Origin of the sequence: Streptomyces sp. enrichment culture, assembly GCF_964272895.1 — a bacterium.
Classification (GTDB): domain Bacteria; phylum Actinomycetota; class Actinomycetes; order Streptomycetales; family Streptomycetaceae; genus Streptomyces.
This window is the reverse complement of record NZ_OZ186832.1, coordinates 867,384-893,466: the sequence shown is the minus strand read 5'-3', so window position 1 is coordinate 893,466 and position 26,083 is coordinate 867,384. Positions and strand designations below refer to the sequence as shown.

23 protein-coding genes are annotated in these 26,083 nt (G+C 74.1%); 8 read left to right on the top strand and 15 right to left on the bottom strand.

What is annotated here, in order from left to right; all coding sequences use genetic code 11:
- Positions 1-28: 28 nt before the first annotated feature.
- Both ACSU6M_RS03945 and ACSU6M_RS03940 read right to left on the bottom strand, forming a co-directional pair.
- Positions 29-1,903, bottom strand: coding sequence for a glycoside hydrolase family 15 protein (locus tag ACSU6M_RS03945; RefSeq protein WP_437067068.1), 1,875 nt, complete (start codon positions 1,901-1,903; stop codon positions 29-31).
- A 54-nt stretch (positions 1,904-1,957) separates the two neighbouring features.
- Positions 1,958-2,737 (bottom strand): DeoR/GlpR family DNA-binding transcription regulator, encoded by a 780-nt coding sequence (locus ACSU6M_RS03940; protein WP_437067066.1) that lies wholly within the window; start codon positions 2,735-2,737, stop codon positions 1,958-1,960.
- A 157-nt stretch (positions 2,738-2,894) separates the two neighbouring features.
- Here ACSU6M_RS03940 and ACSU6M_RS03935 point away from each other — a divergent pair, with 157 nt between their 5' ends.
- Positions 2,895-3,776 (top strand): SIS domain-containing protein, encoded by an 882-nt coding sequence (locus tag ACSU6M_RS03935; RefSeq protein ID WP_437067064.1) that lies wholly within the window; start codon positions 2,895-2,897, stop codon positions 3,774-3,776.
- Positions 3,777-3,811: 35 nt separating this feature from the next.
- A complete protein-coding gene (locus ACSU6M_RS03930; protein WP_437067062.1) occupies positions 3,812-4,678 on the top strand; it encodes a class II fructose-bisphosphate aldolase in 867 nt (288 codons plus the stop codon).
- 118 nt (positions 4,679-4,796) lie between these two features.
- Here ACSU6M_RS03930 and ACSU6M_RS03925 read toward each other — a convergent pair whose 3' ends face one another.
- Positions 4,797-5,930 (bottom strand): methyltransferase, encoded by a 1,134-nt coding sequence (locus ACSU6M_RS03925; protein ID WP_437067060.1) that lies wholly within the window; start codon positions 5,928-5,930, stop codon positions 4,797-4,799.
- Between the two features lie 318 nt (positions 5,931-6,248).
- On the opposite strand from ACSU6M_RS03925, the gene ACSU6M_RS03920 reads away from it, so the two are divergent.
- Positions 6,249-7,496 (top strand): ROK family protein, encoded by a 1,248-nt coding sequence (locus ACSU6M_RS03920; RefSeq protein WP_437067058.1) that lies wholly within the window; start codon positions 6,249-6,251, stop codon positions 7,494-7,496.
- Positions 7,497-7,553: 57 nt separating this feature from the next.
- Here ACSU6M_RS03920 and ACSU6M_RS03915 read toward each other — a convergent pair whose 3' ends face one another.
- From ACSU6M_RS03915 to ACSU6M_RS03900, 4 genes are all read right to left on the bottom strand, one after another.
- Entirely contained in the window at positions 7,554-8,318 is a 765-nt protein-coding gene (locus ACSU6M_RS03915; protein ID WP_437067056.1) for an SDR family NAD(P)-dependent oxidoreductase, read from the bottom strand.
- Between the two features lie 72 nt (positions 8,319-8,390).
- Positions 8,391-9,749 carry an MFS transporter gene (locus tag ACSU6M_RS03910; protein ID WP_437067054.1) on the bottom strand — a complete coding sequence of 453 codons (1,359 nt, stop codon included), beginning with the start codon at positions 9,747-9,749 and terminating at the stop codon, positions 8,391-8,393.
- 80 nt (positions 9,750-9,829) lie between these two features.
- A complete protein-coding gene (locus tag ACSU6M_RS03905; protein ID WP_437067053.1) occupies positions 9,830-10,414 on the bottom strand; it encodes a TetR/AcrR family transcriptional regulator in 585 nt (194 codons plus the stop codon).
- 141 nt (positions 10,415-10,555) lie between these two features.
- Positions 10,556-10,741 (bottom strand): DUF1272 domain-containing protein, encoded by a 186-nt coding sequence (locus tag ACSU6M_RS03900; protein ID WP_437067051.1) that lies wholly within the window; start codon positions 10,739-10,741, stop codon positions 10,556-10,558.
- A 230-nt stretch (positions 10,742-10,971) separates the two neighbouring features.
- Between ACSU6M_RS03900 and ACSU6M_RS03895 the strand changes: the two genes are divergently transcribed.
- From ACSU6M_RS03895 to ACSU6M_RS03885, 3 genes are read left to right on the top strand one after another with little or no spacing between them, the layout of a single operon-like run.
- Positions 10,972-11,259 carry an SHOCT domain-containing protein gene (locus ACSU6M_RS03895; protein ID WP_437067049.1) on the top strand — a complete coding sequence of 96 codons (288 nt, stop codon included), beginning with the start codon at positions 10,972-10,974 and terminating at the stop codon, positions 11,257-11,259.
- On the top strand, positions 11,256-12,005 hold the full coding sequence (locus tag ACSU6M_RS03890; RefSeq protein ID WP_437067048.1) for an ABC transporter ATP-binding protein: 750 nt from the start codon (positions 11,256-11,258) through the stop codon (positions 12,003-12,005). Before ACSU6M_RS03895 ends, ACSU6M_RS03890 begins: the two co-directional genes overlap by 4 nt.
- Positions 12,002-14,563, top strand: coding sequence for an ABC transporter permease (locus ACSU6M_RS03885; protein ID WP_437067046.1), 2,562 nt, complete (start codon positions 12,002-12,004; stop codon positions 14,561-14,563). Before ACSU6M_RS03890 ends, ACSU6M_RS03885 begins: the two co-directional genes overlap by 4 nt.
- Before the next feature lie 134 nt (positions 14,564-14,697).
- Here the strand turns inward: ACSU6M_RS03885 and ACSU6M_RS03880 are convergent, their stop codons facing one another.
- Complete coding sequence (locus ACSU6M_RS03880; RefSeq protein ID WP_437067044.1) at positions 14,698-15,207, bottom strand: ATP-binding protein; 510 nt, start codon at positions 15,205-15,207, stop codon at positions 14,698-14,700.
- A gap of 184 nt (positions 15,208-15,391) precedes the next feature.
- Positions 15,392-15,715 (bottom strand): hypothetical protein, encoded by a 324-nt coding sequence (locus ACSU6M_RS03875; RefSeq protein WP_437067042.1) that lies wholly within the window; start codon positions 15,713-15,715, stop codon positions 15,392-15,394.
- Positions 15,716-16,011: 296 nt separating this feature from the next.
- Here ACSU6M_RS03875 and ACSU6M_RS03870 point away from each other — a divergent pair, with 296 nt between their 5' ends.
- Positions 16,012-17,136 (top strand): PLP-dependent cysteine synthase family protein, encoded by a 1,125-nt coding sequence (locus tag ACSU6M_RS03870; protein WP_437067041.1) that lies wholly within the window; start codon positions 16,012-16,014, stop codon positions 17,134-17,136.
- Positions 17,137-17,143: 7 nt separating this feature from the next.
- Here the strand turns inward: ACSU6M_RS03870 and ACSU6M_RS03865 are convergent, their stop codons facing one another.
- Together ACSU6M_RS03865 and ACSU6M_RS03860 are read right to left on the bottom strand one after the other, a co-directional pair.
- Positions 17,144-17,614 carry an SRPBCC family protein gene (locus tag ACSU6M_RS03865; RefSeq protein ID WP_437067039.1) on the bottom strand — a complete coding sequence of 157 codons (471 nt, stop codon included), beginning with the start codon at positions 17,612-17,614 and terminating at the stop codon, positions 17,144-17,146.
- Between the two features lie 56 nt (positions 17,615-17,670).
- Positions 17,671-18,510 carry a DeoR/GlpR family DNA-binding transcription regulator gene (locus ACSU6M_RS03860; protein ID WP_437067037.1) on the bottom strand — a complete coding sequence of 280 codons (840 nt, stop codon included), beginning with the start codon at positions 18,508-18,510 and terminating at the stop codon, positions 17,671-17,673.
- 302 nt (positions 18,511-18,812) lie between these two features.
- On the opposite strand from ACSU6M_RS03860, the gene ACSU6M_RS03855 reads away from it, so the two are divergent.
- Complete coding sequence (locus ACSU6M_RS03855) at positions 18,813-21,338, top strand: hypothetical protein (RefSeq protein WP_437067035.1); 2,526 nt, start codon at positions 18,813-18,815, stop codon at positions 21,336-21,338.
- Here ACSU6M_RS03855 and ACSU6M_RS03850 read toward each other — a convergent pair.
- The 4 genes from ACSU6M_RS03850 to ACSU6M_RS03835 form a co-directional block, all read right to left on the bottom strand.
- A complete protein-coding gene (locus ACSU6M_RS03850) occupies positions 21,326-23,770 on the bottom strand; it encodes a right-handed parallel beta-helix repeat-containing protein (RefSeq protein ID WP_437067034.1) in 2,445 nt (814 codons plus the stop codon). The genes ACSU6M_RS03855 and ACSU6M_RS03850 overlap by 13 nt on opposite strands.
- Positions 23,771-23,905: 135 nt before the next feature.
- Positions 23,906-24,505, bottom strand: coding sequence for an Rv1733c family protein (locus ACSU6M_RS03845; RefSeq protein WP_437067033.1), 600 nt, complete (start codon positions 24,503-24,505; stop codon positions 23,906-23,908).
- Positions 24,506-24,690: 185 nt separating this feature from the next.
- Positions 24,691-25,521 carry an MOSC domain-containing protein gene (locus ACSU6M_RS03840; protein ID WP_437067031.1) on the bottom strand — a complete coding sequence of 277 codons (831 nt, stop codon included), beginning with the start codon at positions 25,519-25,521 and terminating at the stop codon, positions 24,691-24,693.
- Between the two features lie 44 nt (positions 25,522-25,565).
- On the bottom strand, positions 25,566-26,000 hold the full coding sequence (locus tag ACSU6M_RS03835) for a DUF6643 family protein (protein WP_437067029.1): 435 nt from the start codon (positions 25,998-26,000) through the stop codon (positions 25,566-25,568).
- Between the last annotated feature and the right edge of the window lie 83 nt (positions 26,001-26,083).

The following is a 26,083-nucleotide window of genomic DNA, read 5'->3' as shown; positions in this document are numbered from 1 at the left end:
CGTCGGCCTCTTCGTCGGCTCTGTGCCGTCAGCCGAGCGCGCGGTCGAGATCGAACGCGGCGCTGATCAGGGCGAGATGCGTGAACGCCTGCGGGAAGTTGCCCTGCTGCTCACCGGTGTTGCTGATTTCCTCCGCGTACAGTCCGAGATGGTTGGCGTACGTCAGCATCTTCTCGAACGCGAGGCGGGCCTCGTCCAGCCGTCCGGCCCGCACCAGCGCCTCGACGTACCAGAACGAGCAGATGGAGAAGGTGCCCTCGTCGCCGTGCAGTCCGTCGGGGCTGGCCTGGGGGTCGTAGCGGTAGACCAGGGAGTCGGAGACCAGGTCGTCGGTCAGCGCGTCCAGCGTGGACAGCCACTTGGGGTCGGTCGGGGCGATGAACTTGGCCAGCGGCATCATCAGCACGGCCGCGTCCAGCACGTCGCCGTCCTCGTGCTGCACGAACGCGCCGCGGGCCGCGGACCAGCCCCGGCTCATGATCCGCCGGTAGATCGTGTCCCGGACCCCGCGCCAGCGGACCAGATCGGCCGGCAGGCCCCGCCGGTTGGCCATGCGCACGGCCCGCTCGATCGCGACCCAGCACATCAGGCGCGAGTAGAGGAAGTCCTTGCGGCCGCCGCGGGTCTCCCAGATCCCCTCGTCGGGCTGGTCCCAGTGCGCGCAGACCCAGTCGACCAGCGCGCACACATGGTCCCACTGGTCGCTGGAGACGGGCTCGGCCCACTTGTCGTAGAGGTAGACGGAGTCGATCAGCGCGCCGTAGATGTCGAGCTGGAGCTGGCCGGCGGCGGCGTTGCCGACGCGTACGGGGGCGGAGCCGCGATGGCCCTCCAGGTGCGGGAGTTCACGCTCCGTCAGGTCCGTGCGGCCGTCGATGCCGTACATGATCTGCAACGGGCCCGAGGCGCGGCCGTCGCCCGGGGTGATGTGCCGGGTCACGAACCGCATGAACGCGCGCGCCTCACCGGTGAACCCCAGCCGCAGCAGGGCGTAGACGCAGAACGCGGCGTCCCGCACCCATACGTACCGGTAGTCCCAGTTGCGTTCGCCGCCGAGCTGTTCGGGAAGGCTGGTGGTGGCCGCGGCGACGATCGCGCCGGTGGGAGCGTAGGTGAGCAGCTTGAGGGTGAGGGCGCTGCGGTGCACCATCTCGCGCCAGCGGCCCCGGTAGCGGGACTGGGCGAGCCAGTGCCGCCAGTACGCCACCGTGGCGTCGAACTGCCGCCCCGCCTCGGTGCGGGCACAGCCGCGCGGGCGCACCCGCTCGCTGACCTGGTCCAGTGCGAACACCGCCTGCTCGCCCTCGGACAGCTTGAACTCGGCGTGCACATCGGGCCCTTCGGCCTCCAGCGGGACGGTCGCCGTCAGGGCGAGGGAGAGCCGCTCCGACTCGAAGAGCGCCATGTCGTCCAGCAGGCGCACGGTGTGGGGCGCGGTGCCGTACTCGAAGCGGGGCGCCACCCGCACCCGGAACGGCAGCGAGCCCCGCACGCACAGCACACGGCGGATCAGCCGGTGCCGGTCGGCCTCCGGCGGCTCGCCGCCGGTCGGCATGAAGTCCCGCGCGGCTCCCGCGGGCTCGCCGCCGACCGGCATGAAGTCCTGCACCTCGCCGACGCCGTCCTCGGTGAAGAAGCGGGTGATCAGGACGTTGGTGTCGGGGAAGTAGAACTGCTTGGTGCGGGCCGGCCCCACCGCCCCGAGCTCGAAGCGCCCCCCGCGTTCCGCGTCCAGGATCGCCGCGAAGACGCTCGGCGCGTCGAACGCCGGGCAGCAGTACCAGTCGATCGTCCCGTCGGTGCCCACCAGCGCCACGCTGCGCAGATCGCCGATCAGCCCGTGCTCGGAGATCGGCAGATACCGGCACGCCCCGGCCGCCTCGAACCTCGGTGTCCCGGCCATGGAAGCCTCCCTCACCGCGTCTCCCAGCCTAAGGGGGACGGCGGCCGGCCGCCCTCAGACCGTGCGGACCGTGATGCCCGCCTCCTCGAAGCGACGGACCGTTTCCTCGTCCGCGGCCGTGTCGGTGACCAGGGTGTTCACGGACTCTGCGGCACAGATGCGGGCGAAGGCGCGGCGGCCCAGCTTGCTGGAGTCGGCGGCGACCACCACCCGCTCGGCGCGCTCGCACAGCAGCCGGTTGATGGCGGCCTCGGCCTCGTCGTGCGCGGCGGCGCCATGGGCGACGTCGAAGGCGACCACGCCCAGCACGGCCACGTCCAGGGTGATCTGCCCGAGCACACCGTCCGCGAGCGGGCCGATCAGCTCGTACGACTGCGCCCGGGCCACCCCGCCGGTCACCACGATCTTGAACTGGGGCCGCACCGCGAGCTCGTTGGCGATGTTCAGCGCGTTGGTCACCACGGTCAGCGCGGGCGAGCCCGAGCCCAGGTCGCCGCGCACGGCCAGGGCGCGGGCCACCTCGGTGGTGGTCGTGCCGCCGGTCAGGCCCACCGCCTCGCCGGGCGCGATCAGATCCGCCACCGCCCGGGCGATGCGCTGCTTCTCCGAGGCGCGCCGGGCCGTCTTGTAGCGCAGCGGCAGCTCGTACGACACCCCGTGCACCACCGCGCCGCCCCGCGTGCGCACGAGCATCTGCTGCTCGGCGAGCTGGTCGAAGTCGCGCCGGATCGTCGCTGCCGACACCTGAAGTTCGGCGGCGGCCTCCTCGACGTCGAGCCGGCCCCGCTCGACGAGCAGCTCCAGCAGCGTCTTCCAGCGGGCGTCGCGCGACATCCGCACCTCCAGCCGTTTCCTGCGGTCCCCAGCGTTCCCAGCGTCCCCGGCGACCCTAGCGCACCCGCCGCCAGCAGGAACGATGCCAGAATGCTTGAAGATGCTTGAAAGACCGCGCTATCTTGCACGAACAATCACCGCTCGGGAGGGGTACGGCATGACCCATGTCGAGGACGAGCTCAGCAGTCAGCCGGAGTGCTGGACGCGGGCCGCGCAGCAGGCGCCGGAGCACCGCGCGGCGCTGCCCGCGGCCGGGGAGCGGGTCGCGATCGTCGGATGCGGCACCTCGTACTTCATGGCGCAGGCGGCCGCCGCCCTGCGCGAGGGCGCGGGCCAGGGCGAGACGGACGCCTTCGCCGCCTCGGAGTTCCCCCACGGCCGGTCCTACGACCGTGTCGTCGCCCTCACCCGTTCCGGCACCACCACCGAAGTGCTGGAACTCCTGGGCGAGTTGAAGGGGCGCGTGCGCACCAGCGCGATCACCGCCGATCCCCGCACACCGGTCATGGACGCCGCCGACCACCTCGTGGTCCTCGACTACGCCGACGAACGCTCGGTCGTGCAGACCCGGTTCGCCACCACCGCGCTCACCCTGCTGCGCGCCCACACCGGCCTGCACCCCGAGTCGGCCGTCGCCGACGCCCGAACCGCCCTCGCCGAGCCGCTGCCCGCGGGGCTCGTCGAGCGCACCCAGTTCACCTTCCTGGGCCGTGGCTGGACCGTCGGCCTGGCCAACGAGGCCGCCCTGAAGATGCGCGAGGCGTCCCTCGCCTGGGCCGAGGCATACCCGGCGATGGAGTACCGCCACGGGCCGATCAGCGTCACCGGACCCACCACGGCGACCTGGATGTTCGGCGAGGCACCGGAGGGCCTGGCCGACCAGGTCCGTGCGACCGGCGGCCGCTGGCTGGCCGGCTCCCTCGACCCGCTCGCTGAACTCGTGCGCGCCCAGCGCCTCGCCGTCGCCGTCGCCACGGCCCGCGGCCTGGACCCGGACAACCCGCGCCATCTGACGCGCTCGGTGATCCTCACGCCCTGACCCCGCCCGGCAGCCCGCACCCCAGGGAGCGCCCCGTGCCCCTCGCCACCACCGGCGAGCTCGTCGCCCGCGCCGCAGCGGACCGGCGTGCCGTCGCCGCCTTCAACGTCGTCACCCTGGAGCACATCGAGGCCGTCATCGGCGGCGCCGAACACGTCGGCACCCCGGTCGTGCTCCAAGTCAGCGAGAACGCCGTGAAGTTCCGCTACGGCCGACTGCTGCCGCTGGCCCGCGCGGCCGTCGCCGCCGCCGAGAGGGCCGCCGTACCGGTCGCCCTGCATCTGGACCATGTGCAGAGCGACGCCCTGCTGCGGCAGGCCCCCGACGCCGGCTTCAGCTCCGTCATGTACGACGCCTCCCGGCTGCCGTACGCCGAGAACCTCGCCGCGACCCGGGCCGCCGCCGACTGGGCGCACGCCCAAGGTCTGTGGATCGAGGCCGAGTTGGGCGAGGTGGGCGGCAAGGCGGGACGGCCCCCGCTGGACGCCCACGCGCCGGGCGCCCGGACCGACCCCACTCAGGCCCGGGCGTTCGTCGCGGACTCCGGCGTGGACGCGCTCGCCGTCGCCATCGGCAGCGTCCACGCCATGACCACCCGTACCGCCGCCCTCGACCACGCCCTGCTCAAACGCCTGTCGTCCGCGCTGGACGTGCCGCTCGTCCTGCACGGCTCCTCCGGCGTCCCCGACGCCGAACTGACCGCGGCGGTCACCGGCGGCATCACCAAGGTCAACATCGGCACCGCGCTGAACATCGCGATGACCGGCGCCATCCGGGAGTATCTCGCCGCGCACCCCGAGGCCGTCGACTCCCGCACCTATCTGAGTGTGGGCCGCGAGGCGATGACGACGGCCGTGGCGGACCTCGTACGACTGCTCGGCGGCGCCCCGGCCCCTGCCTGACCGCCTACGGCCCCGCCGCCTGACCGCCTGACCGCCTGACCGCCTGACCGCCTGCCGTTCGACCGACTGACGACTGACGACTGCCGTTTGACCGTTCGGCCGACTGGCCGCCCGCGGCCTACCGCTTGACCGCCTTCAGCACCACGAACTTCGGGTCGCTGGCGACCAGCCGGCTGTTGCCGAACACCCGGCGCAGCTTCACGTGGTAGCCCAGGTGCCGGTTGCCGATCACCCACAGCTCACCGCCCGGCCGCAGCACCCGCCGCGCGCCGGTGAACATCCGCCACGCCGTGGCGTCGGTCGTCGCCTGGTGCGAGTGGAAGGGAGGGTTGTTCAGCACCAGGTCCACACTGTCCGCGGCCACCCCGGCCAGCCCGTCCCCGACCCGGAACTCGGCATGCCCCGGCACGCCGTTCGCCCGGTACGTGGCCTCCGCCGACGCCACCGCCTGGAACGACTCGTCGGTGAACAGCACCTCCGCCTCGGGATTGGCCAGCGCCACCGCCGTACCCACCACGCCGTTGCCGCAGCCCAGGTCCACCACCCGGTGCGCGCCGCGGGTGGCGGGCAGGTGGCCGAGGAAGAAGCGGGTGCCGATGTCGAGCCGGTCGGCGCAGAAGACGCCCGCGTGGTTGACGACCGTACGGCCGGAGACCGGGCCGATGCCGTCGGGGAGCTGGTAGCGGTACGGCCAGGGGTTGGCGGGCCGCTCCAGCGACATGTCCGGCGTGCAGAAGATCAGCCGCGCCTTCTTCTCGGCGAGCGAGGTCCGGGTCGGGCCGAGGATCCGCTCGAACAGCTCCAGCGTCGAGGTGTGGATCTCCTTGACCATGCCGGTGCCGACGACCACCGTGCCCTCGTGCACCGCGGGCGCCAGCCGCAGCAGTTGGTCCTCCAGCAGCGCCAGGCTCTTGGGCACCCGCACCAGCAGCACGTCGATGCGCGGCGGCGGGGTGTCCTGGGTGGTCAGCAGCTGGACGGTGCCCGGTGCGACACCGGCCCGCGCCAGGTTCGCCCGGCTCGCCTCCTGGCCCAGGTAGGAGTCGGTGATCTGCACCGGCCGGTGCGCCGCCAGCGCCGTCACCAGCGCGCCCCACCGGTCGCCGAGCACCACGACCGTGCCGGACAGGTCGACGCCCGTGTCGGCGAGGTGCCGCAGCAGGTACTCGTCGGAGGCGTCCCACGCGCGCAGCCGGTCGCGCGGGTCCTCGGGGTGGCGGGCCAGCTCCAGCTCGCCCCACGGAGTCGTCATACGGTCGTTCATCGTGCGTCCAGGCTAGCGGAGCCGCAGCTCAGCGCGGGTGGGGGAGGGCGGGCGCAGGGGCGGTGGGCTGTGTGCGCGGGGTGCGCGGGGGTGGCGCCGGGCGCGCGTGACGCGGGACGCCGCACGCCGCTCCGCCGGGGTGCCGCCGTATGCCGTTGCGCTCGGTGGCTTCCCGCGTGCGCCGTTCCGCCCCGTGGCTTCCCGCCGCAGGCGTCCGCGGGACGTCATGGGCTGGGCCCGCCCACGCGGCGGAGCGGCGGGATCAGGCGGCCGCCGCCCCATGCGGATCATGGGAGACTCGCCCTCATGAGCGGCAAGGCGGAACCCCGGCCGACGGGGGAAGGGACCACCTCAAGGACGCGGTTGGACCGGGGGCGCGGTGCGCTCGGGCCCGCGTTGGAGCTCGTGCACACCGGCCGCGCGCCCACCCGCGCCGTGCTCACCGCGGAACTGGGCGTCACCCGCGCCACGGCCGGCGCGGTCGCCGCGGAGCTGGAGGCGCTGGGGCTGATCCGGGTCGACGCCCGGCCCGGCGCGGGCGCGGGCGGCGCGCAGGGGCGCCCCTCGCACCGGCTGGAGGTGGCGGAGGACGGGCCGGTGGCGCTCGCCGCCCAGGTGCACTCCGACGGGTTCCGGGCGGCGCTGGTCGGTCTCGGCGGGCGGATCGTCGCGACCGCGCCGGGCTGCGAGGTCGTCGACGCCGATCCGGCGAAGGTGCTCGGCTCGGTCGTCGACGCGGGCGCCCGGCTGCTGCGGGAGACCGGGCGGCGCTGTGTGGGCGCCGGGCTCGCGGTGCCGTCGGCGGTCGCCGAGCCGGAAGGGCTCGCCCTCAACCCGCTGCACCTGGCCTGGCCCGCGGGCGCCCCGGTGCGGGAGATCTTCGCCGAATGCGTGCGCGCGGCCGGCATCGCGGGGCCCGCCTTCGCGGCCAACGATGTCAATCTCGCCGCCCTCGCCGAGCACCGGCACGGGGCCGGGCGCGGCGCCCGTGACCTGCTGTGCGTGGCCACCGGGCACCGCGGCGTCGGCGGCGCGCTGGTGCTGGACGGCCGGCTGCACACCGGCAGCGGCGGGCTGGCCCTGGAGGTCGGCCATCTCACCGTCAACCCCGAGGGCCGCCCCTGCCACTGCGGCGGCCGCGGCTGCCTGGACGTGGAGGCCGACCCGCTGGCCCTGCTCACCACCGCCGGGCGCACCCCCGGCCCCGAGGGGTCCCTGCTCCAGCAGGCGGGCGACCTGCTCCGCCAGGAGTACGCCGACCCGGCCGTGCGCACCGCCGCGGAGGCCCTCATCGACCGCCTCGGGCTGGGGCTGGCCGGGTTGGTGAACATCCTCAACCCGGACCGGATCATCCTCGGTGGCCTGCACCGCACCCTGCTGGAGGCCGACCCCGAACGGCTCCGTGCCGTCGTCGCCGACCGCAGCCTGTGGGGCCGCAGCGGCGGGGTGCCCATCCTCGCCTGCTCCCTGGACCACAACAGCCTGGTCGGCGCGGCGGAGCTGGCCTGGCAGCCGGTCCTGGACGACCCGCTGGGGGCCCTGACGGGCGGCTGACCGGGGGATCCTGCGGCGCACCGGGTGCGTCCGGCGACGCCGCGGTCCCGACGGCTCCTACAGTGCCGAACCCCCGTCGATCACCAGGTCCGTCCCCACCACCGACCCGGCCGCGTCGGACGCCAGATACAGCACCGCCGCGGCGACCTCCTCGGTCGTGGAGACGCGGCCCACCGGCGACTGGTCCTTCATCCGCAGGGCGCGGTCCGCCTCGGTCTCCCCGGGGAAGAGGGACATCGTGGTGTCGGAGGCGCCGGGGCTGACGGTGTTGATGCGCACGCCGTCGGCTATGTACTCCAGCGCCGCTCCCCGGGTCAGCGAGGTCACCGCCGCCTTGCTCGCGGCGTACGCGGTGATGCCCGGCACCTGCATGTGCCGCCCCAGGTTGGAGGAGATGTTGACGATCGCACCGCCCCGCTCCTGGGACCGCATCTGCGTCACCTCGGCCCGCAGGGCGAGGAACACGCCGGTGACGTTGATGTCGAACAGCTCCTGCCAGTCCTCCTGCGGCATGTCGGTGAGCGGCCCGCCCCGGAAGACGCCGGCGTTGTTGACGGCCACGTCGAGCGAGCCGAACTCCTCGGCCACGCCCCGCACGAGCGCCTCCACATCGGCCGCCCGCGACACGTCCGCGACCCGGGCCACGGCCGTACCCCCGGCCTTCTCCACCAGGGCGACGGTCTCCTCCAGCGCCTCGATCCGGCGCCCGGCCGCCACGACGCGGGCCCCCTCGGCGGCGAAGGCGAGGGCGATGGCCCGTCCGATGCCGGAACCGGCACCCGTGACGAGGACGGTACGGTCGGTGAAACGGTGTGCTGACATGAGATCAACTTCCTTTCGTTAAAGGGAAATCCAGGGGATCCGGAGGGATCAGGGACTCAAGGACTCAAGGACTCAAGGACTCAAGGGCCTGCTCAGCGCGTACGCGGCGCACAGGAACACGACGGCCGCCGCGGCCAGGCTCGCCCGGTCGCCGCCGACGGCCAGCACGGCGGCGAAGACGACGGTCGGTCCCGTCTCCATCGCCGTGTTGTGGACGCTCCCGGCGAGCCCGGCCCGCTCGGCCGGCACCCCGTCGGTGGCCAGTACGGCCGATCCGGCGAAGGCCGCGGCAGCGCCGGCCGGCAGCAGCACGAACCCGGGCAGCACCCCCAGGGCGTAGGGGACATCGGGGTTCAGCCCGAACAGCGCCAGCGCCGCGAGCCCGGCGGCGGCCGTGCCCAGCCCGGCGCCGGTGACGGCGGCCGGGCCGGAACGTCCGACCAGCCGTCCGGCCAGGCGTCCGGAGACGAGCAGCGACAGCGCGAACGGCACGAAGGCGGCGGAGGTCCGCAGCGCCGACCAGCCGCGTGCGTCCTGGAGGTGGAGCGAGAACAGCACGAACACCGTGCTGGTCCCGGCCGCGGTCAGCGCGGTGGCGGCCAGCCCCAGCGCCCGTCCCCGGTCGCGCAGGAACCCCGGCGGCAGCAGCGGGTCGCGCGTCCGCCGCTCGACCAGCGGGAAGGCGGCGAGCAGCAGGGCACCGACGGCCAGCGGCACCAGCACCCGGTCCGACGTCCACGGCCAGGCGTCGGTGAGGACGAGACCGTAGGCGGCGGCCGCGATCCCGGCCGTGGCCAGCAGCGCACCGGGTACGTCGAGCGCGGCGCGGCGGGCCGGACGGGGGAGCGCGGCGGGCAGGATCCGGGGAGCGAGCAGCAGCGCGGCACCCGCGGCGACCGGTGGCAGGGCCAGCGCCCAGCGCCAGGACAGCAGCGCCGACACCACCCCCGACAGCAGGTTCCCGGCCGTCGCGCCGAGCACCGACAGCCCGCCCCAGGTCGCCATGGCCCGCCGGTACGCGGCCGGTTCGGCGAACAGCGTCCGCAGCACGGCCGTCGCGGCCGGCGCGGTCAGGGCAGCCCCGGCGCCCTGGGCGAACCGGGCCCCGAGCAGGGCGCCGTAGCCGGGGGCGAGGGGCGCGGCGAGGGACGCGGCCGTGAAGAGCGCGAGCCCGGCGAGCAGGGTGGGCCGCCCGCCGAAGCGGTCCGCGAGCCGTCCGCCGAACAGCAGCAGCCCGGCGAAGGTGAGCCCGTAGGCCGCGCTCAGCAGCACCAGATCCTCGCGCCGCAGCCCGAACCGGGCCCCGATCTCCGGCAGCGGTACGGCGATCGCGGCCAGCGTGAAGATCAGCGTCACCTGCACCGCGCCGAGCAGCGCGAACGCGCCCCGCGCCGTGGGTCTGGTCGCCGTGACGCCGGCGGTCGCGGTCATGAGTCCCCCGTTTCTTGACCGATCGGTTCAGTATGTGGGCGTGCGAAACCCCGGCAGCTGTCGCCGGGGTGCCGCGCGGCTCAGTCCAGCAGCCGCAGCGCCTGCTCCGCCGCGTCCCGCACGCGGGCCGGGTCCGTGGATGCCTTGCCGACCACCCGCACGCCCTGGAGCAGTACCAGCAGCATCCGTGCGAGCGCCTGCGGATCGCGCTCCTCGGGCAACTCGCCCTGTTGCTGGGCGCGTACGAGGGCGGAGTGCAGCAAGGTCTCCAGATACTCCCAGTTGCGCTCCACGCGGCGCGCCACCGCGCTGTCGTGCGGGGCGAGTTCGGCGGCCGTGTTGGTGACGAAACAGCCGCTCTCCCGGCGTCCGTCGGCCGCGGCCTCCGCCGCGAACCGGCGCACCACCGTGCGGACGGCGGGCAGTGCCGGGCCGGGCTGGGACAACTCCCGCAGCAGCGACGGATCCTGCAGCTCGCCGTAGCGGTCCAGCGCCTTCAGATACAGGTCGCGCTTGTTGCCGAACGTCGCGTAGAGGCTGGCGCGCCCGATCCCGAGGTGCTCGACGAGATCGGCCATCGAGGTGGCCTCGTAACCGCGCCGCCAGAACAGCTCCAGCGCGGATCGAAGCGCGGCATCGGGGTCGAACTCCTTGGTGCGGGCCATGGGTTGAACCCTAGGCTATTCAAGAACGATCGGTCAACTATGTGGGTGCGGAGGCACAGTCGCCCCGAACTCGGCTGGTCGTCGGCGAGTCGGACCGGCGCCCGAGCGCACCCGACGGCCTCGGCCTCCGGCCCCGAACCGTCAGCCGCACACCGCCCGCCGGGGCCTCGCCACCAGCTCCCCGCCGCAGTTGGGACACACCCCCGCCATCGCCTCGGCGCACGGCACACAGAACGTGCACTCGTAGGAACAGATGCGGGCCGGCGCGTCGGAGGGCAGCTCCGCCGTCGTGCAGCGCTCGCAGCGGTCGCGCATCTCCAGGGCCATGACCGTCTCCTCGTCTCTCGGTGACCCTCATCGTCCGCGCGCGGGACGCCCCCGTCAGCGGGCCGCAGGGACAGAGATCGTCAGGATCGGGCCACCGTCGCGGCCCGCGGCGGCCGGCGTACTCCCCACGGCGTATCCGCACTGTCCCCGGCCGTACGACGACCCGGACCCCTGCGCGGCGCGAGTCTCAGGACATCACTCGACGACCTCGCCGCAGGAGATGAACCGACATGCAGACACTCGCGCACTGGAACGGCGGCCCCGGGCCGTGGATCCTGCTCTTCCCCGTCATCTGGGCGGCCGTCGTGGTCGCGGCCGTCGCCGTGCTGCGCCGCACCGTCTGGCGCGACCGCCACGCCCCGTGGCGCCCCGCCGAGGACCGCCGGCCCTCGGCAGACTCGCCCCTCGCGGTGCTCGGCCGCCGGTTCGCCTCCGGCGAGATCGACGAGGACGAGTACGGGCGCCGGCTGTCCGTGCTGGACGAGCGGTTCGGCCGGACCGAGGGCGGTGCGGCATGACGGTCACCACCCAACTGCGCACCGCCGCACGGGTCGTCGACGCCGTGAAGGTCTACGGCCGAGGCGACACCGAGGTCAGGGCCCTGGACGGGGTGAGCGTCGGCTTCCCGGCCGGCCGCTTCACCGCGATCATGGGGCCCTCCGGCTCCGGCAAGTCCACCCTGATGCACTGCGCGGCCGGACTGGACACCCTCACCTCGGGCACCGCCTTCATCGGCGGCACCGACCTGGGCACACTGGACGACCGCCGCCTCACCCTGCTGCGCCGCGACCGCGTCGGCTTCGTCTTCCAGGCATTCAACCTGGTGCCGACGCTCAGCGTCGCGGAGAACATCACCCTCCCGCTGGACCTGGCGGGCCGCGCCGGCGACCAGGAGTGGATCGACGCCCTGATCGACGTCGTCGGCCTGCGCGACCGGCTGCGCCACCGCCCCGCCGAACTCTCCGGCGGCCAGCAGCAGCGCGTCGCCGTCGCCCGCGCCTTCGCCGGCCGCCCCGACGTGGTCTTCGCCGACGAACCCACCGGCAACCTCGACTCCCGCTCCGGCGAGGAGGTGCTGGGGCTGCTCGGCCGCGCGGTGCGCGACATGGACCGCACGGTCGTCATGGTCACCCACGACCCGGTGGCCGCCGCCCACGCCGACGAGGTGCTCTTCCTGGCCGACGGACGCCTGGTGGACCGTATGCACGCCCCGACCGCCGACAAGGTCCTGGACCGCATGAAAGCCTTCGAGGTGCCCTCATGAACGCCACCCTGCGCCTGGGCGCATCGTCCCTGCGGGCCCGCAGACGCCGCTTCGCGGGTACGTTCCTCGCCGTCCTCCTCGGCGTCTCCTTCCTGGCCGGGACGCTGGTCATGGGCGACACGCTGCGCGCCAGTTTCGACTCCCTGTTCGGCAACGCGACCGCGGGCACCGACGCCGTCGTGCGCAGCGCCGACGCGATCACCACGCCGGGGGAGAGCCAGGGCGTGCGCGAACCCGTCCCGGCCGCCCTCGCCGACCGGATCGAGGACGTGCCCGGCGTCGCCGCCGCCGCGCCCGACATCCAGGGCGCCGGCCAGCTGGTCGGCGAGGACGGCGACCCGATCGGCGGCCAGGGCCCGCCCACCCTCGCCGGGAACTGGATCACCGACCCCGAGCTCAACCCGTACCGCCTCGCCGAGGGCCGTACGCCCGAACGCTCCGGCGAGGTCGTCGTCAACCGGGGCGCCGCCGACAAGGGCGGCCTGGAACTCGGCGACACCACCACCCTGCGCACCCCGGACCCGGTGCGGGTCACCGTCGTGGGCCTGGCGACCTTCGGCGGCGAGGACGGCATGGCCCAGGTGACCTTCACCGGCATGACCCGCGCGGACGCCGAGAAGTACCTCACCGCACGGCCCGGCGAGGCCGCCTCGATCGTGGTGCGGGCGGAGCCCGGCGTCGGCCAGGAGGAGCTGGTCGAGCGGCTGGCGCCGGTCCTGCCGAAGGGCGTCGAGGCCATCACCGGTCAGGAGTCGGCCGCGGAGAACACCGACATGATCTCCAGCCAGTTCCTGACCCTGTTCACCACCTTCCTGCTGGTCTTCTCCGGCGTCGCCCTGCTGGTCGCGACCTTCTCGATCCACAACACCTTCGCCATCGTGGTCGCCCAGCGCACCCGCGAGAACGCCCTGCTGCGGGCGCTCGGCGCCTCCCGCCGCCAGGTCACCGCCACCACCCTGGCCGAGGCGGCCGTCGTCGCCGTGACCGCCTCCGCCGCCGGACTCGCGGGCGGCATCGGCATCGCGGCCGGACTCCAGGCGCTGTTCCCGGCGATCGGCTTCCCCTTCCCCGAGGGCGATCTGGTGGTCCGGGCCCCGTCGATGGCGCTGCCGCTCGCCGTGGGTGTCGTGGTCTGCCTGGCCTCCGCCCTGCTGCCCGCCGTACGCGCCGGACGCACCGCGCCCCTGGCCGCCCTGCGCGAGAGTGCGACCGACGCCTCCGCGGCCTCCCGCCCGCGCGCCGTCGCCGGCGTGTGCCTGCTCGCCCTCGGGCTCACCCTGTCGCTCGCCGGCGTCCTGGCCGCCCCGTCCCTGTGGCTGGCCGGCGGCGGAGCGGCGCTCGCCCTCGCCGCGTTCGTGGTCCTCGGCCCGGTCGCCGCCGGTTCGGCCGTACGGGTCCTCGGCGGCCCGCTCGACCGGCTGCGCGGCGTCACCGGCTCCCTCGCCCGGCGCAACGCCCTGCGCAGCCCCAAGCGGACGGCGGCCACCGCCGGCGCGCTGATGATCGGGGTGGCCGTGGTGACCCTGTTCACGGTGTTCGGGGCCTCGCTGAAGGCGACCATGGACCAGACCGTCTCCCGGTCCTTCGCGGGCGACGTCGCCGTGAGCACCCCCGCGTTCGGCGGGGGCGGCAGCGGTCTGAGCCCGCGGCTCGCCGACGCGGTCGCCGCGCTGCCCGAGGTGGACACCGCCGTCGGCCTCGGCCGGGGCGTCGCCGAGGTCGAGGGCGAGGGCCGGGCCCTGACCGTCACCGACCCGGTCGCGCTGGCCCGCACCTTCGACCTGGGCCGGGTCCGGGGCTCGCTCGACGACCTCGGCACGGACGGCATCGCCGTCACCGAGAAGGAAGCGGACCGCCGGCACCTGGCAGTGGGGGACACCGCCCGGCTGACCTTCACCGACGGCGAACGGCAGCCCTTCACCGTCCGCGCCGTCTACGAGCAGTCCGAACTCGCCGGGGACTACGTCATCACCCGCGCCGCCTGGGCCCCGCACCGCACCCAGGACGCCGACACCCTGGTCGCCGTCTCCTTCGCGGACGGAGTGGACCCGGCCACCGGCACGGCGGCCGTCGAACGGGTCGCCGACCGCTTCGGCAACCCCGAGGTGCAGACCCGCCAGGAGTACGCCGAGTCCTCGGCCGGCGGCATCGACATGATGCTCACCCTCGTCTACGCCCTGCTCGCCCTCGCCGTCCTCATCGCCCTGCTCGGCATCGCCAACACCCTGACCCTGGCGATCCACGAACGCACCCGCGAACTCGGACTCCTGCGCGCCGTCGGCCAGACCCGCCCCCAGCTGCGCGCCATGGTCCGCTGGGAGTCCGTCCTGGTCGCCGCCTTCGGCACCCTGGGCGGCCTCACCCTCGGCGCCTTCCTCGGCTGGATCCTGGTGAGGGCTTCGGACGCGTCGAGCGACAGCGAGTTCGTCTTCGCGCTGCCACCGCTCCAGCTGGGCGTGATGGTGCTGGTGGGTCTGGCGGCCGGAGCCCTGGCGGGCCTACGCCCGGCCAGGCGAGCGGCCCGCATGGATGTACTAGGGGCCATAGCAACCCCCTAGGGCGGCGCGGGACTGTGTCGACATACGGCTCCGCCGCGCGGGCGCGACAAGCCACGACGCACCCGCGGACGAAGGACGGCCTTCCGCGGCAGCCACCCCACCGCCCACCCCGCGGAGCGCTTCTCACCGCCCGGTCAGCCGACAACGGCCGACCGGGCGGGAGCATGGTCGACGGCAACCGGCTCGACCTCGGCGAACCGCCGCACCGGCTGCGGTCTGCGCACCGGCGTCTGCGGCCGCGAGGCCACCGCGGGCGTGGGCAGGCTGAACCACACCACCTTGCCGTTCTCACCGTCCGCCCGGACCCCCCAGCTCTCGCTGACCGCCGCCACCATCGCGAGCCCGCGCCCGCAGGTGGCCAGCGGATCGGCGTCCGACACCTCGGGCAGCCGGGGATCGTGGTCACGCACCGAGACCGTCAGCCGGTCGAGCATCAGCTCGATCTCCACGGTGCACGTCTTGTCGGGCTGGGCATGGCGGTGGACGTTGGACAACAGCTCGGTCACACCGAGCGTCGCCCGGTCTATCAAGGGATCGAGATGCCAGTAGCGCAACTGCGCAGAAAGGATTCTGCGGACCTGGCCGATCCGCGACGGCAGAGCTTGCAGCTCCACCGTGCAGTGTCTGCTTGGGTGACTGATCACGGCTGCGACTCCCCGACGTTGAGGTCCGGAAGAACACGGAGTACGGATCCAGCAGGAGTCCTGGAAGGAGACGGCCGCCTGCTGTCGTGCCCGGCGGGCTGGTTCGCAGCGTTGTCGCCGGTAAACCCAGAGTGACGTGAAATCAGAGTGACGCAAGGGACGCGGCCCCGCAACTCGCCGTATCTCAGCCGTTACGCCCCGCAGCGCGCCGCACCGCGTCCAGGAACCGGCGCGCCGCCGGCGGCCCCGACTCGCCCGGAGCCGGATCGTGCTCGCCCAGCGTCAGCACGTACCGCTTGCCGCCGAGGTCCGCCACGGCGCGGTCCTCGGACCCGAACCAGGGCCGCGACGCCCGCACCGCCTGCAGCGGCGCGCTGTCGATCGTGCCGCCGTAACTGGTGAGCAGCTCCAGCCTGCCGTCGCTGATCCGGACCTGCCCGGCCCGGGTGAGGGACCGCAGCCCCTTGCCGATGCGCACACCCGTCGCCGTGAACTCCGGCTCCGCCATAGCGCCCTGCCCCCTTGTCGTGCCCGGCCCTTCGTCGTCCCTGGCCCGCGGGTACCCCGCGCCGTGCAGTCTGCCTCCACGCGGCGCGGCGCACCAGTACGCGCGTCGTGGCACGCGCCCGGCGCGGAAGCACTCGGCCGTATGCGCCCCATGCCCTTCGCACACCCGTGCCCCAGCCCGTCTTTGGGGCGCCCAAAGATGCGTTTATGCAGGTGGGAAGCGGTCCCGAAGCTGCTTATGATCGGAGCGACGGCCCGCGCGATCCGCGGTCCGCGGGCAGCGTGAGGAGCGACGCCGTGAGCACCATCCAGCAGCATCCGACCGGTGTGACCCTCGATGTCGACCGCACCGACGCGAGCTACCGGGACTGGCTGAAAGAAGCCGTCCGCAAGGTGCAGGCCGACGCCAACCGATCGGCCGACACCCATCTGCTGCGCTTCCCGCTGCCGGAGAAGTGGGGCATCGACCTCTACCTCAAGGACGAGTCCACCCACCCGACCGGCAGCCTCAAGCACCGGCTCGCCCGCTCGCTGTTCCTCTACGGCCTGTGCAACGGCTGGATCCGCCCGGACCGCCCGGTGATCGAGGCGTCCAGCGGCTCGACGGCCGTCTCGGAGGCGTACTTCGCCAAGCTGATCGGCGTGCCCTTCATCGCGGTCATGCCGCGCACGACCAGCGCCGAGAAGATCCGCCTGATCGAGTTCCACGGCGGCCGGTGCCACTTCGTGGACGACCCGCGCACCATGTACGAGGCATCCGCCCGCCTCGCGGCGGAGACCGGCGGCCACTACATGGACCAGTTCACCTACGCCGAGCGGGCCACCGACTGGCGCGGCAACAACAACATCGCCGAGTCGATCTTCCGCCAGCTGGAGCTGGAGCGGTTCCCCGAGCCGGCCTGGATCGTCGCCACGGCCGGCACCGGCGGCACCTCCGCGACCATCGCCCGCTACGTCCACTACATGCAGCACGACACCCGCATCTGTGTCGCCGACCCGGAGAACTCCTGCTTCTTCGAGGGCTGGACCACCGGCGACGACGACGTCACCTGCGACTGCGGCTCGCGCATCGAGGGCATCGGCCGGCCGCGCATGGAGCCGAGCTTCGTGCCCGGCGCGATCGACCGCATGATGAAGGTCCCCGACGCGGCCAGCGTCGCCGCCGTCCGCGCACTGGAGCGAGCCATCGGCCGCAAGGCGGGCGGCTCCACCGGCACCGGGCTGTGGAGCGCGCTGAAGATCGTCGCCGAGATGGTCGCCGAGGGGCGCACGGGCAGTGTCGTCACCCTGCTGTGCGACCCGGGCGACCGCTACCTCGACAAGTACTACTCCGACGAGTGGCTCGCCGCGCAGGGCCTGGACATCGCCCCCTACGCCGCCGCCATCGACACCCTCCTGGAGACCGGCGTCTGGCCGGACTGAGGCACGCTCAGCGGGCCAGCCGCCGGTCCAGCGCCGTCATCGCGTCCCGGAAGGCGCGGTCCAGGCCCGGACGCGCCAGCCGCAGCGCGAAGCGGAAGGGCGCGGTGCCGTCGGCGGCGAACGTCCAGCACACACGGGTGCCGGAGGCGGCCGGCGCCAGCCGCCACTCCTCGACCAGGGCGCGTGCGCCGGGCGCGTTGGTGACGTCCACGCGATAGGCGTAGACCTCGGGCTCCTTGGCCACGAGGATCGTCTCCCGGAACCGCGTACCGCCCCTGAGCCGGACCTCGCGCTCGGCGCCGTCGCGCAGCGGCCGGGCGAGCGTCACCGCCGCGAACCACTCGCTCCAGCCGGGGACGTCCTCGGCGAGCGCGCCGTACACCCGCTCGGGCGCGGCGGCGATGTTGCGCGCGAAGACATGCCGTACCGGCGCGTCCCGTACGAAACCGGTGTCCACCGGACGGAGACGGCGAGCCATACCAACCCCCAGGAGCTCTCGCGACGACAGGCCGCTCCACGCTACCTGACCTGCCGTCAGCCGTCCTCGGTCCCCGGCTCGTTCTCGTCCTCGCCCGCCACCACCAGCCGCCGCAGATGCTCCGACACCTGAGCGCGCGCCTCGGCCGGCAGGCCCGCGTCGGTCACCAGGGTGTCGACCTGGTCCAGGGTGGCGAACGAACTCAGGCCCACCGTGCCCCACTTGGTGTGGTCGGCGACCACGACCACCCGCCGGGCGGCCTGCACCAGACGCCGGTTGGTCTCCGCCTCCGCGAGGTTCGGGGTGGACAGACCGGCCTCGGCCGATATCCCGTGCACACCGAGGAACAGCACATCGAAGTGGAGCGTGGAGATGGCCTGATCGGCCACCGGACCCACCAGCGAGTCCGACGGAGTGCGCACCCCGCCGGTCAGCACCACCGTCGCCGCGCCCTGCCGGGGCCCCGTGGACCGCTGCGCGGCGTGAAAGACGTCGGCCACCCGCACCGAGTTGGTGACCACGGTCAGATCCGGCACGTCCACCAGCTGCTGCGCCAGCGCGTACGTCGTCGTACCGCCCGACAGCGCGATCGCGCTGCCCGGTGCGACCAGCTGGGCGGCGGCCCGCGCGATGTCCTCCTTGGCCGTCGGCTCCAGACCCGACTTGGCCTCGAAGCCCGGCTCGTGCGTGCTGGCCTCCATGACCGGCACCGCGCCACCGTGCACCTTCTCCAGCATGCCCTGGCGGGCCAGCGCGTCCAGATCGCGGCGGATCGTCATGTCCGACACACCGAGCTTGCGGGTCAGCTCGTTGACCCGAACGCCGCCGCGGCGCCGGACCTCGTCGAGAATCAGGGCGCGCCGCTGCTCCGCGAGGAGGTTCTGATTCTCGCTCACGTACGCTCCGGTCCTTTCGTCCACTGCCGTCCGACCGCCTCGCACCCCCTGCGACAAGGGCGTTCCTCCTGTCACGGGCGCGCGGGCGTCCCATCCTCGCACGGCTCGGCGGTCACCGCGCCACCGGCGTCGTGCCGCGCGCATGTCACATACGGCTCACGTTCGAGGCACGGATCGGGGAGATTCGGTGACGACGCGTGTACGCGTGGCGCCGGGACGAGATCCTGATGTCCGCACGAGACGACCACACGGGCCACCGTGCGAGCGGTGGCCGACGCAGTGTCACGGGGGAACGAGACACAGTGGAACGCGCGCAGGAACACGCCCCGGCCGACGCCGCGCGGGGGACCGAGGACTCCGCACTGGAACTCCTCGTCCACGGCGTCGGCGGCACCACGCCGGAGAAGATGCTCGACGATCCGCGCACCGTGCGGATCACCGGCGACGACACCGCGGCCGTCTTCCGCCGCGCCGCCGACACCGAGCCCGGACGCGCCGGCGACCCCACGGGCCGGCGACCGGTCCCCGAGGCATACGTCTGGTGCAACCTCACCTCAGGCAACGGCACCCGCGCCCTGTGGCTGTTGCTGCTGCCGTTCATGGTGGTCAACCTGGCCCACTGGATGCGCCCCGGCGCCCACGACCGGGCCCGCACCCTGCGGCTGTACGGGCTCCTCGTGCGGCTCGCCGGCCTGTCGCTGACCGTGCTGCTGGTCGCGGGCGCCTGCGAGGTCGCCCTGGACCTCGGCGCCTGGCAGTGCGCCGGCACCCCCACCTGCGCCGAGCGGCACAGCTGGCTGGGCTTCCTCTCGCCCACCGTCTCCGACGGCGGCTGGTGGAGCCGCCCCGGCCGCCGCCTCGCCCTGGCCGCACTGGTGCCGGCCGCCCTCACCGGCCTGCTCTGGTACCTGTCCCACCGCACTTGGAACGCCTACGAGTCCCAGCGGCCGCTGGCGGGGGAGGGGGAGCGCGGGGCGGGCGCCGCGGGAGGGGCGGCCGGTGAGCCTCGTCAGGCCGACGGGGGTGCGGGGGCCGGACGGGCCGGTGAGGGCGACGGGGGTACCGCGCTCGGGCGGCCCGGGTTCTGGTACGGGCGTCGGCTCGTGGCTCGGCTGCGGGCCGCGCACACCGCGGCCGGGCTGCTGACCGTCGCGGCCGCCGTCACCGTCGCCGCCGCCGAGTACGACCGGGAGCCCGGTGGTCCGGCCGCCCTCGATCTGCTGGGCCGCCTGCTCACCGCGGCCCTGATCGCCGGGGCGCTCGGCGTGGTGTGGGTGGTGTGCCGGCGGGGCCGCAGCGAGCGCCGCCTGGACCGCGAGCTCGACGCCCGGCTGGTGCGGCTGCTGCCGCTCGGCGCCCTCGCCGTCCTCATCCTCGCCCTGGTGTACGCCGGCTGGGAGCGCCCCGGCTGGCGTTCGGCGGGACGCCTCCCCGGTGACGCGGCCTTCGGCGCCGTCGTCCTGGCCCAGGGCCTTGTGGTGATCGCCCTCGCGCTCGTCGCGCACGCCCTGCACCGGGCGGTGCCGGAGCTGGAAGAGACGGCCGACGACCACTGCCGGCACACCGCCCGCCATGACCCCGCCCAGCGCGACGGACGCGCCCCGCAGCGCGACGGGCGCGCACCTCACCGTCGTACCGGCGCGGCGGGCCCTGTCGCGCTGCGGGGGCTCGCCGGACCGGCCGTCACTCTGCTGGCCTGTGCGCTGGGCGGGGTGATGGCGGGCGGTGTGGCGCAGCGGGTCGCGGACTGGCTGGACGGGACCGGCGCGGCGCTGCCCGGTCCGCCGGTGCTGCTGACGTGGCAGGCATCCGTCATCCCGCCGCTGCTGATCGTCCTCCTCGTCGTCGTCGCCGTACTGGCCCGCCGCACGGTGCGACTCGCCCGCGCGGAGCGCGCCGCCGTCGACCGCGCCTACCCGGACGAGAACCGGGAACCGGCCCGCACCCGCCGGATCGCCCGGGTCCGCGCGCTGGCCGCGCTCACCGACCGCGCGCCGGTCGTCGTCGGCGTCACCGCCGTCACGACGCTGCTGCTGGGCGCCGGAGCCCTCGCCGGGGCGTGGATCAGCGACCGCACACCGGGCGGGGCCGCCGAGCGCGCCCATCCCTTCGTCCAGGGGGCCGCCGAGACCGCGCAGGCGCTGGGCTCCTGGCTGATCGGCCTCGGCTTCATACTGTTCGTCACCTGGGGGCGGCGCGCCTACAAGGACGCCTCCGCCCGGCGCACCATCGGCATCCTCTGGGACGTCGGCACGTTCTGGCCGCGCGCCGCCCACCCCTTCGCCCCGCCCTGCTACGCCGAGCGCGCGGTGCCCGATCTGACCTGGCGCATGACGAGCTGGACCCGGGCGACGGGCGGGCGGCTGGTGATCTCCGGGCACTCCCAGGGCAGCGTCCTGGCGGCAGCCGCCGTCTGGCAGCTCAGCCCCGCCGACCGCGGCCGCGTCGCGCTGCTGACCTACGGCTCCCCGCTGGAGCGGCTCTACGGCCGCTGGTTCCCCGCCCACTTCGGGCCCGCCGCGCTCGGCGCGCTCCACCGGGAACTGGACTGCTGGCGCAATCTGCACCGGCCCACCGACCCCATCGGCGGCCCCATCGGGCTGCCCGGCGCCTGCGGCCCCGTGGTCGACCGCCCGGCCCTGACGGACCCCCTCGCCCACGGCCGCACCGACCGCCACCCGCTGCCCGCGCCCATCCTCGGTCACTCCGACTACCAGGCCGACCCGGCCTTCGCCGAGGAACGCCGCCGCCTGCTGGCCCGGCTGCGGCCGGACGCCGTGCCGGCCCCGCGCCCCACGCCCGCTCCGGAGCGGGATCAGGACGGCTGAGGCAGGTCCTCCGCGAACAGCAGCGTCAGATCGTCCGTGCTCGGCTCCGCCACCTGCGCCACCCGTCCCGCGTGGCGCTCCACCATCGCCTCGAACGTCTGCCGCGCGGTGCGGCCGTTACCGAACGTCGGCCCCTTCGGCAGCTCGGTGAAGTACGTCAGCAACGCCTCCGCCGTGCCCGGAGCCAGCCGGTACTCGTGCTCCTCCGCCTGCTGCTCCACGATCCGCAGCAGTTCCTCGGGGCTGTAGTCGCCGAAGGTGATGGTCCGTGAGAACCGCGAGGCCACCCCCGGATTGACGGACAGGAACCGCTCCATCTCCGCCGTGTAGCCCGCGACGATCACCACGACCGCGTCGCGCTGGTCCTCCATCAGCTTCACCAGCGTGTCGATGGCCTCCTTGCCGAAGTCCCGGCCCGCGTCCTCCGGCGACAGCGCGTACGCCTCGTCGATGAACAGCACCCCGCCCCGCGCCCGTTCGAACGCCTCCTGGGTGCGGATCGCCGTCGACCCGATGTGCTCGCCGACCAGGTCGACCCGTGACACCTCCACCAGATGCCCCTTCTCCAGCACCCCGAGGGAGGCGAGGATCTCGCCGTAGAGCCGGGCCACGGTCGTCTTGCCGGTGCCGGGCGAGCCGGTGAAGACCAGATGCCGCTTGACGGAGGCCGCCTTCAGGCCCGCCTGCCGGCGGCGCCGGCCCACCTCGATCATGTCGGTGAGGGCACGGACCTCCCGCTTGACGCTCTCCAGGCCGACCAGCGCGTCCAGTTCACCGAGGACCGCCTTGAAGGTGCGCGTGGCCGCGGGTGTCTCTGCGGGCTCGGCGGGCTGGGCGGGCGTGGGCCGCTGCTCGGGCACCGCGCCGAGCAGCCCGGCCGGCTGCGGAACCGTCGGCGCGGGCGGGGCGGCCGGCTCGGCCGGGACGGGCTGCCGGACGCTCGCGCTCTCGTCGCTGGTGCAGTCCTCGACGACGGGTCCGGAACCCGAGCCGGTGTCCGGCCCGCCGTCCGCGAACTCGTAACCGCCGCGCGCACACCGCTCCGTGCGGCACTTGCGCAGCGTCGCACGGCAGCCGTCGATCACATGGAAGCCGTAGCCGCCGCTGCCGGTCACCCGGCAGCCCAGGAAGCTGCCGCGACCGCCGGCCGACACATAGAACCCGGCCTCGGCGGGGGAGACGACCGTGCAGCGCTCGACGGTCGGGTCGGCGCCCTTGGTGACGATGACCCCGGTCTGGGTGCCGTCGACGGTGCAGTTGCTCAGGGTGCCGCCGCTGCCGTGGTCGCGGAACCAGGCGCCCGTCGCCGCGTCCTTGATCCGGCAGTCGTCGAGCTGCGCCGTCGCCCCGTCGCTCACCGACACGGCCGTGTTGCGCACCTGCGACAGGTCGGTGTCCACGACATCGGCCCGTGAGCCGCGGTCCAGGACGAACAGGGCGTCCGGTACGTCGTGCACCCGGCAGGAGTCCAGCACGGCGGTCGCGCCGTCGCTCACCCAGACCGCCGGGTAGTCGCCGGTGCTGTCGAAGATCTCGCACTGGTGGGCGTCGACCCGGGTGCCCGGGTCCCACACGGACAGGCCGTTGCGCCCGAACTGCCGCACGCTGGTGCGGGTCAGGGTCAGCACCGAACGCGAGCGCAGATCGACCGCGTTCTCCGGGATGTCGTGGATCCGGCAGTCGGCCAGGGTGAGCACCGCGTCGGTGTCCAGGGTGACGCCGTCGGCGGTGGTGCGGTGCACATCGCAGTTGACGAGATGACCGGTGGCGTGGGAGGTGACCTGCACCCCGCTGCCCCGCACCTCGTAGATCTCGCAGCCGACCGCCTCCAGCGAGGAGTGCTCGCCGGTCGCCGTCAGCCCGGTCCCGGCGGCGTGGTGCACCCGGCAGCGCTCCAGCCGGGGGCGGCCGCCCCCGCGGACCGCGACACCGGCCTGCCCGGCCGCCAGCACCTCGCACTCCTCGAACACCCCGCCCCCGCCGTCGACCACGGCGACACCGATGCCGGCCGGGTTGTCGACGGTGCACCGCCGCACAGTGGGCCGCGCCGCGCCGCGTACCTCGATCCCGGCCGCGGACCGCGTCACGATCCGCAGGTCGGAGATCTCCGGAGTGCCGTCCTCCACCAGCAGCGCGGGCGCCGCCGCGTCCTGGCCCTCGATGTGCAGGTCCTGGACGACCGCGGAGGCGCGCACGGTCAGCGGCACCCCTTCCGACGGCGCGATCCGCACCGAACCGGGCGAGCCCTCCGGCCCGCGCAGCGTCACCGCCCGCTGGACGACGAGGTTCTCCCGGTAGGTGCCGGGGGCGATGGTGAGCACGTCACCGTCGGCCGCGGCCTCCAGGGCGGCGGCGAGCGATGCGTACTCACCTGTGCGGCGCCGCCACCGCGACGTGCCGGTGTGCGTCACCTGGACCGTGCCCTGTGCCATGGCGTTGCTGTGCCCCCACCTCGTCGTACTGATGGCTCGCTCGCGCGGGTTGATGCCGAAAGGGGTTCGGCCGGTCCACCGTAGCGTGCGGGAAGGCGGTGGGTTGACCGGAGCCGCAAGGCGGTCGAAGGGGCGTCAGCTGCCGGTCCCGGTCCGGCCCCAGTCCGGGCCCGCCCGGTCCCACGCCTGGTCCCAACGCGCGTACCGGCGGCGGACCATGCGCCAGATGACCAGCCGGCGGACCGCCTCCAGCAGGGCGGCGGCCAGCAGGCCCGCTCCGATGCCGGCGAGCACGGCGTGGGTGGTGGCGGTCGCCGGGTCGAGCGGTCTGGCCGCCAGGCCGCCATGGCGGTCGGTCCACAGGGAGAAGCGGTCGCCGGGCTCCGGGTCGCGCAGCCGGGCGGTCACCGCGCCCCGCCGGTCGGTGCCGTCCGGGGCGGTCCAGGAGGCGAGGACCAGAGATCTGGTGTCCCGCAGGGACTCCGGGTCCGTGGCCGGCGTGGCACGTCTCAGCTCGTGCACCACACGGGCCGTCACCAGATGGCGCTGGCGGTGCTGCTCGCGCACGGACCGCTGCAGGGAGCTCTCGGCGGCGGAGCCCACCAGTGTCCCGACCGCGGGCGCGGCGACGAGCATCAGCAGCAGGGCGGCCAGGCACACCCATGCCTCGGCCAGATCCGTCGCACGGCGCAGCGGATTGTGCCGCCAGCGCCAGAGACCGCAGATGGCCCGCACCCCTTCGCCCCCTTCCCCGTTCCGTGACGGCTCCTCGCGGAGCCGTGACCCCCTGGCCCGGCGGCGGGAGCGGCGTCACCCTCGGGCAGGGCGACACCACGCCGGACCGGGACCTCTCACGAACATCTCGAAAAGGTCAACGCGCACCCGCCGGGCGGAGGTTCCCGCGAGCGTCCCCCGATCGGTCACTCCAGGACACGCACCGGGTCGCCGGTCCGGATCGTGCCGCCGGACAGCGGCACCAGGTTCTGGCCGAACACCAGGGAGCCGCCGAAGCGCCGATGCCGGCCGAGGGTGTGCAGGGGCTCCTTGCCCCGGACGCCGGTGTCCTGGTCGGTGGTGGTCACCACGCAGCGGCCGCACGTCCTGGCGACGCGGAAGACGACATCGCCGATGGCGACGCGCGACCAGTCGTCCTCGGCCCACGGGGCGGTGCCGGAGACCACCACGTTCGGCCGGAAACGGTTCATGGGCAGGGGGCCCTCGGCCGCGTGCCGGCCCTGGGCGACGAGGGAGTTGAGGGCGTCGAGCGAGGACACCGTGGTGAGCAGCAGCGGATAGCCGTCGGCGAAGGAGACGGTCTCGCCGGGCAGCGCGTACGCGGGATCCACCGGGCGGCGCGTGGCCGGGTCGTCCATGTGCACCAGGCGCACGGGCAGCCCGAGATACGTACTGGCCCATGCGTGCGCGCTCGGGTCGGCGAGGACACCCTCGACCTTGTCGCCGAAGATGTCGAGGGTGACCGCGCCGGCCGGGTCCGCCGGGTCCGGCACGGCGACCGTCAGCGGCTCCAGACCGGGTCCGGACAGCACGACGCCGCCGGGCACGAGCCCGGCGGCGGCCTGCGCGAGGCGGGGCTGCTGGCGTTGCGTGACGACCTTTCCCCCGTCGTCGATCAGCACCCAGCGTCGGTCTCCGGCCAGCCCCCAGGGCTCCACGACGGCCTCTCGGGGCGCCTCACCCCGTAGTGCCTTGACCGGATGGACGTGTATCGACTGCAGCTTCGCGTTCCCCATGAGGCCATCGTGCCACCCGGCGCCGACGGCCCCTGGAGAACGGCTCAATAGCCGCGGTACTGCTGCTGGTTGTACGGATCCTGGTACGGCGCCGGGGCGGCCGGACGCGGAGCCGCGGGACGCATCGACTCGTAGCCCGCGGCACCCGACATCGGGGGCCGGGGCACCTGCGGCCCGGGATAGCCGCGCGGGGCGGCGGCCTGCTGCGGGATGTAGGCGGCGGGCGCCGCCTGATGCAGCGGGGCGGGCTGCTGCGGCTGCGGGTAGCCGTAGGAGGGCTGGGACGGGGCTGCCGGGAGGGCGGGCAGCGCCGAGGGCAGCGCGGGCAGGCTGCTACCGGGCGTGTCGTACGCGGCCGGGACCCGGATCGGGGCGATCTGCGGGGTACCGCGCTCGGCGACGAGCGAGTCGTAGATCGGGGTGTCCGGGAAGGAGGCGGAGTAGTAGCCGCCGCCATAGGTGGAGCGGGGGGAGGTCATGGCACATAAGTTAAGCCCACGATGTGCTGGTTGGGGAGACCGATAAGAGGGTTGTTTTCCGTGTCCAGGGTGGCCTGGGATCC

Bases quoted from the DNA above. Each gene is read 5' to 3' on its own strand.
- ACSU6M_RS03945 (WP_437067068.1), bottom strand. From the start codon at position 1,903: ATGGCCGGGACACCGAGGTTCGAGGCGGCCGGGGCGTGCCGGTATCTG.
- ACSU6M_RS03940 (WP_437067066.1), bottom strand. From the start codon at position 2,737: ATGTCGCGCGACGCCCGCTGGAAGACGCTGCTGGAGCTGCTCGTCGAG.
- ACSU6M_RS03935 (WP_437067064.1), top strand. From the start codon at position 2,895: ATGACCCATGTCGAGGACGAGCTCAGCAGTCAGCCGGAGTGCTGGACG.
- ACSU6M_RS03925 (WP_437067060.1), bottom strand. From the start codon at position 5,930: ATGACGACTCCGTGGGGCGAGCTGGAGCTGGCCCGCCACCCCGAGGAC.
- ACSU6M_RS03920 (WP_437067058.1), top strand. From the start codon at position 6,249: ATGAGCGGCAAGGCGGAACCCCGGCCGACGGGGGAAGGGACCACCTCA.
- ACSU6M_RS03915 (WP_437067056.1), bottom strand. From the start codon at position 8,318: ATGTCAGCACACCGTTTCACCGACCGTACCGTCCTCGTCACGGGTGCC.
- ACSU6M_RS03910 (WP_437067054.1), bottom strand. From the start codon at position 9,749: ATGACCGCGACCGCCGGCGTCACGGCGACCAGACCCACGGCGCGGGGC.
- ACSU6M_RS03905 (WP_437067053.1), bottom strand. From the start codon at position 10,414: ATGGCCCGCACCAAGGAGTTCGACCCCGATGCCGCGCTTCGATCCGCG.
- ACSU6M_RS03900 (WP_437067051.1), bottom strand. From the start codon at position 10,741: ATGGCCCTGGAGATGCGCGACCGCTGCGAGCGCTGCACGACGGCGGAG.
- ACSU6M_RS03895 (WP_437067049.1), top strand. From the start codon at position 10,972: ATGCAGACACTCGCGCACTGGAACGGCGGCCCCGGGCCGTGGATCCTG.
- ACSU6M_RS03890 (WP_437067048.1), top strand. From the start codon at position 11,256: ATGACGGTCACCACCCAACTGCGCACCGCCGCACGGGTCGTCGACGCC.
- ACSU6M_RS03885 (WP_437067046.1), top strand. From the start codon at position 12,002: ATGAACGCCACCCTGCGCCTGGGCGCATCGTCCCTGCGGGCCCGCAGA.
- ACSU6M_RS03875 (WP_437067042.1), bottom strand. From the start codon at position 15,715: ATGGCGGAGCCGGAGTTCACGGCGACGGGTGTGCGCATCGGCAAGGGG.
- ACSU6M_RS03865 (WP_437067039.1), bottom strand. From the start codon at position 17,614: ATGGCTCGCCGTCTCCGTCCGGTGGACACCGGTTTCGTACGGGACGCG.
- ACSU6M_RS03850 (WP_437067034.1), bottom strand. From the start codon at position 23,770: ATGGCACAGGGCACGGTCCAGGTGACGCACACCGGCACGTCGCGGTGG.
- ACSU6M_RS03840 (WP_437067031.1), bottom strand. From the start codon at position 25,521: ATGGGGAACGCGAAGCTGCAGTCGATACACGTCCATCCGGTCAAGGCA.
- ACSU6M_RS03835 (WP_437067029.1), bottom strand. From the start codon at position 26,000: ATGACCTCCCCCCGCTCCACCTATGGCGGCGGCTACTACTCCGCCTCC.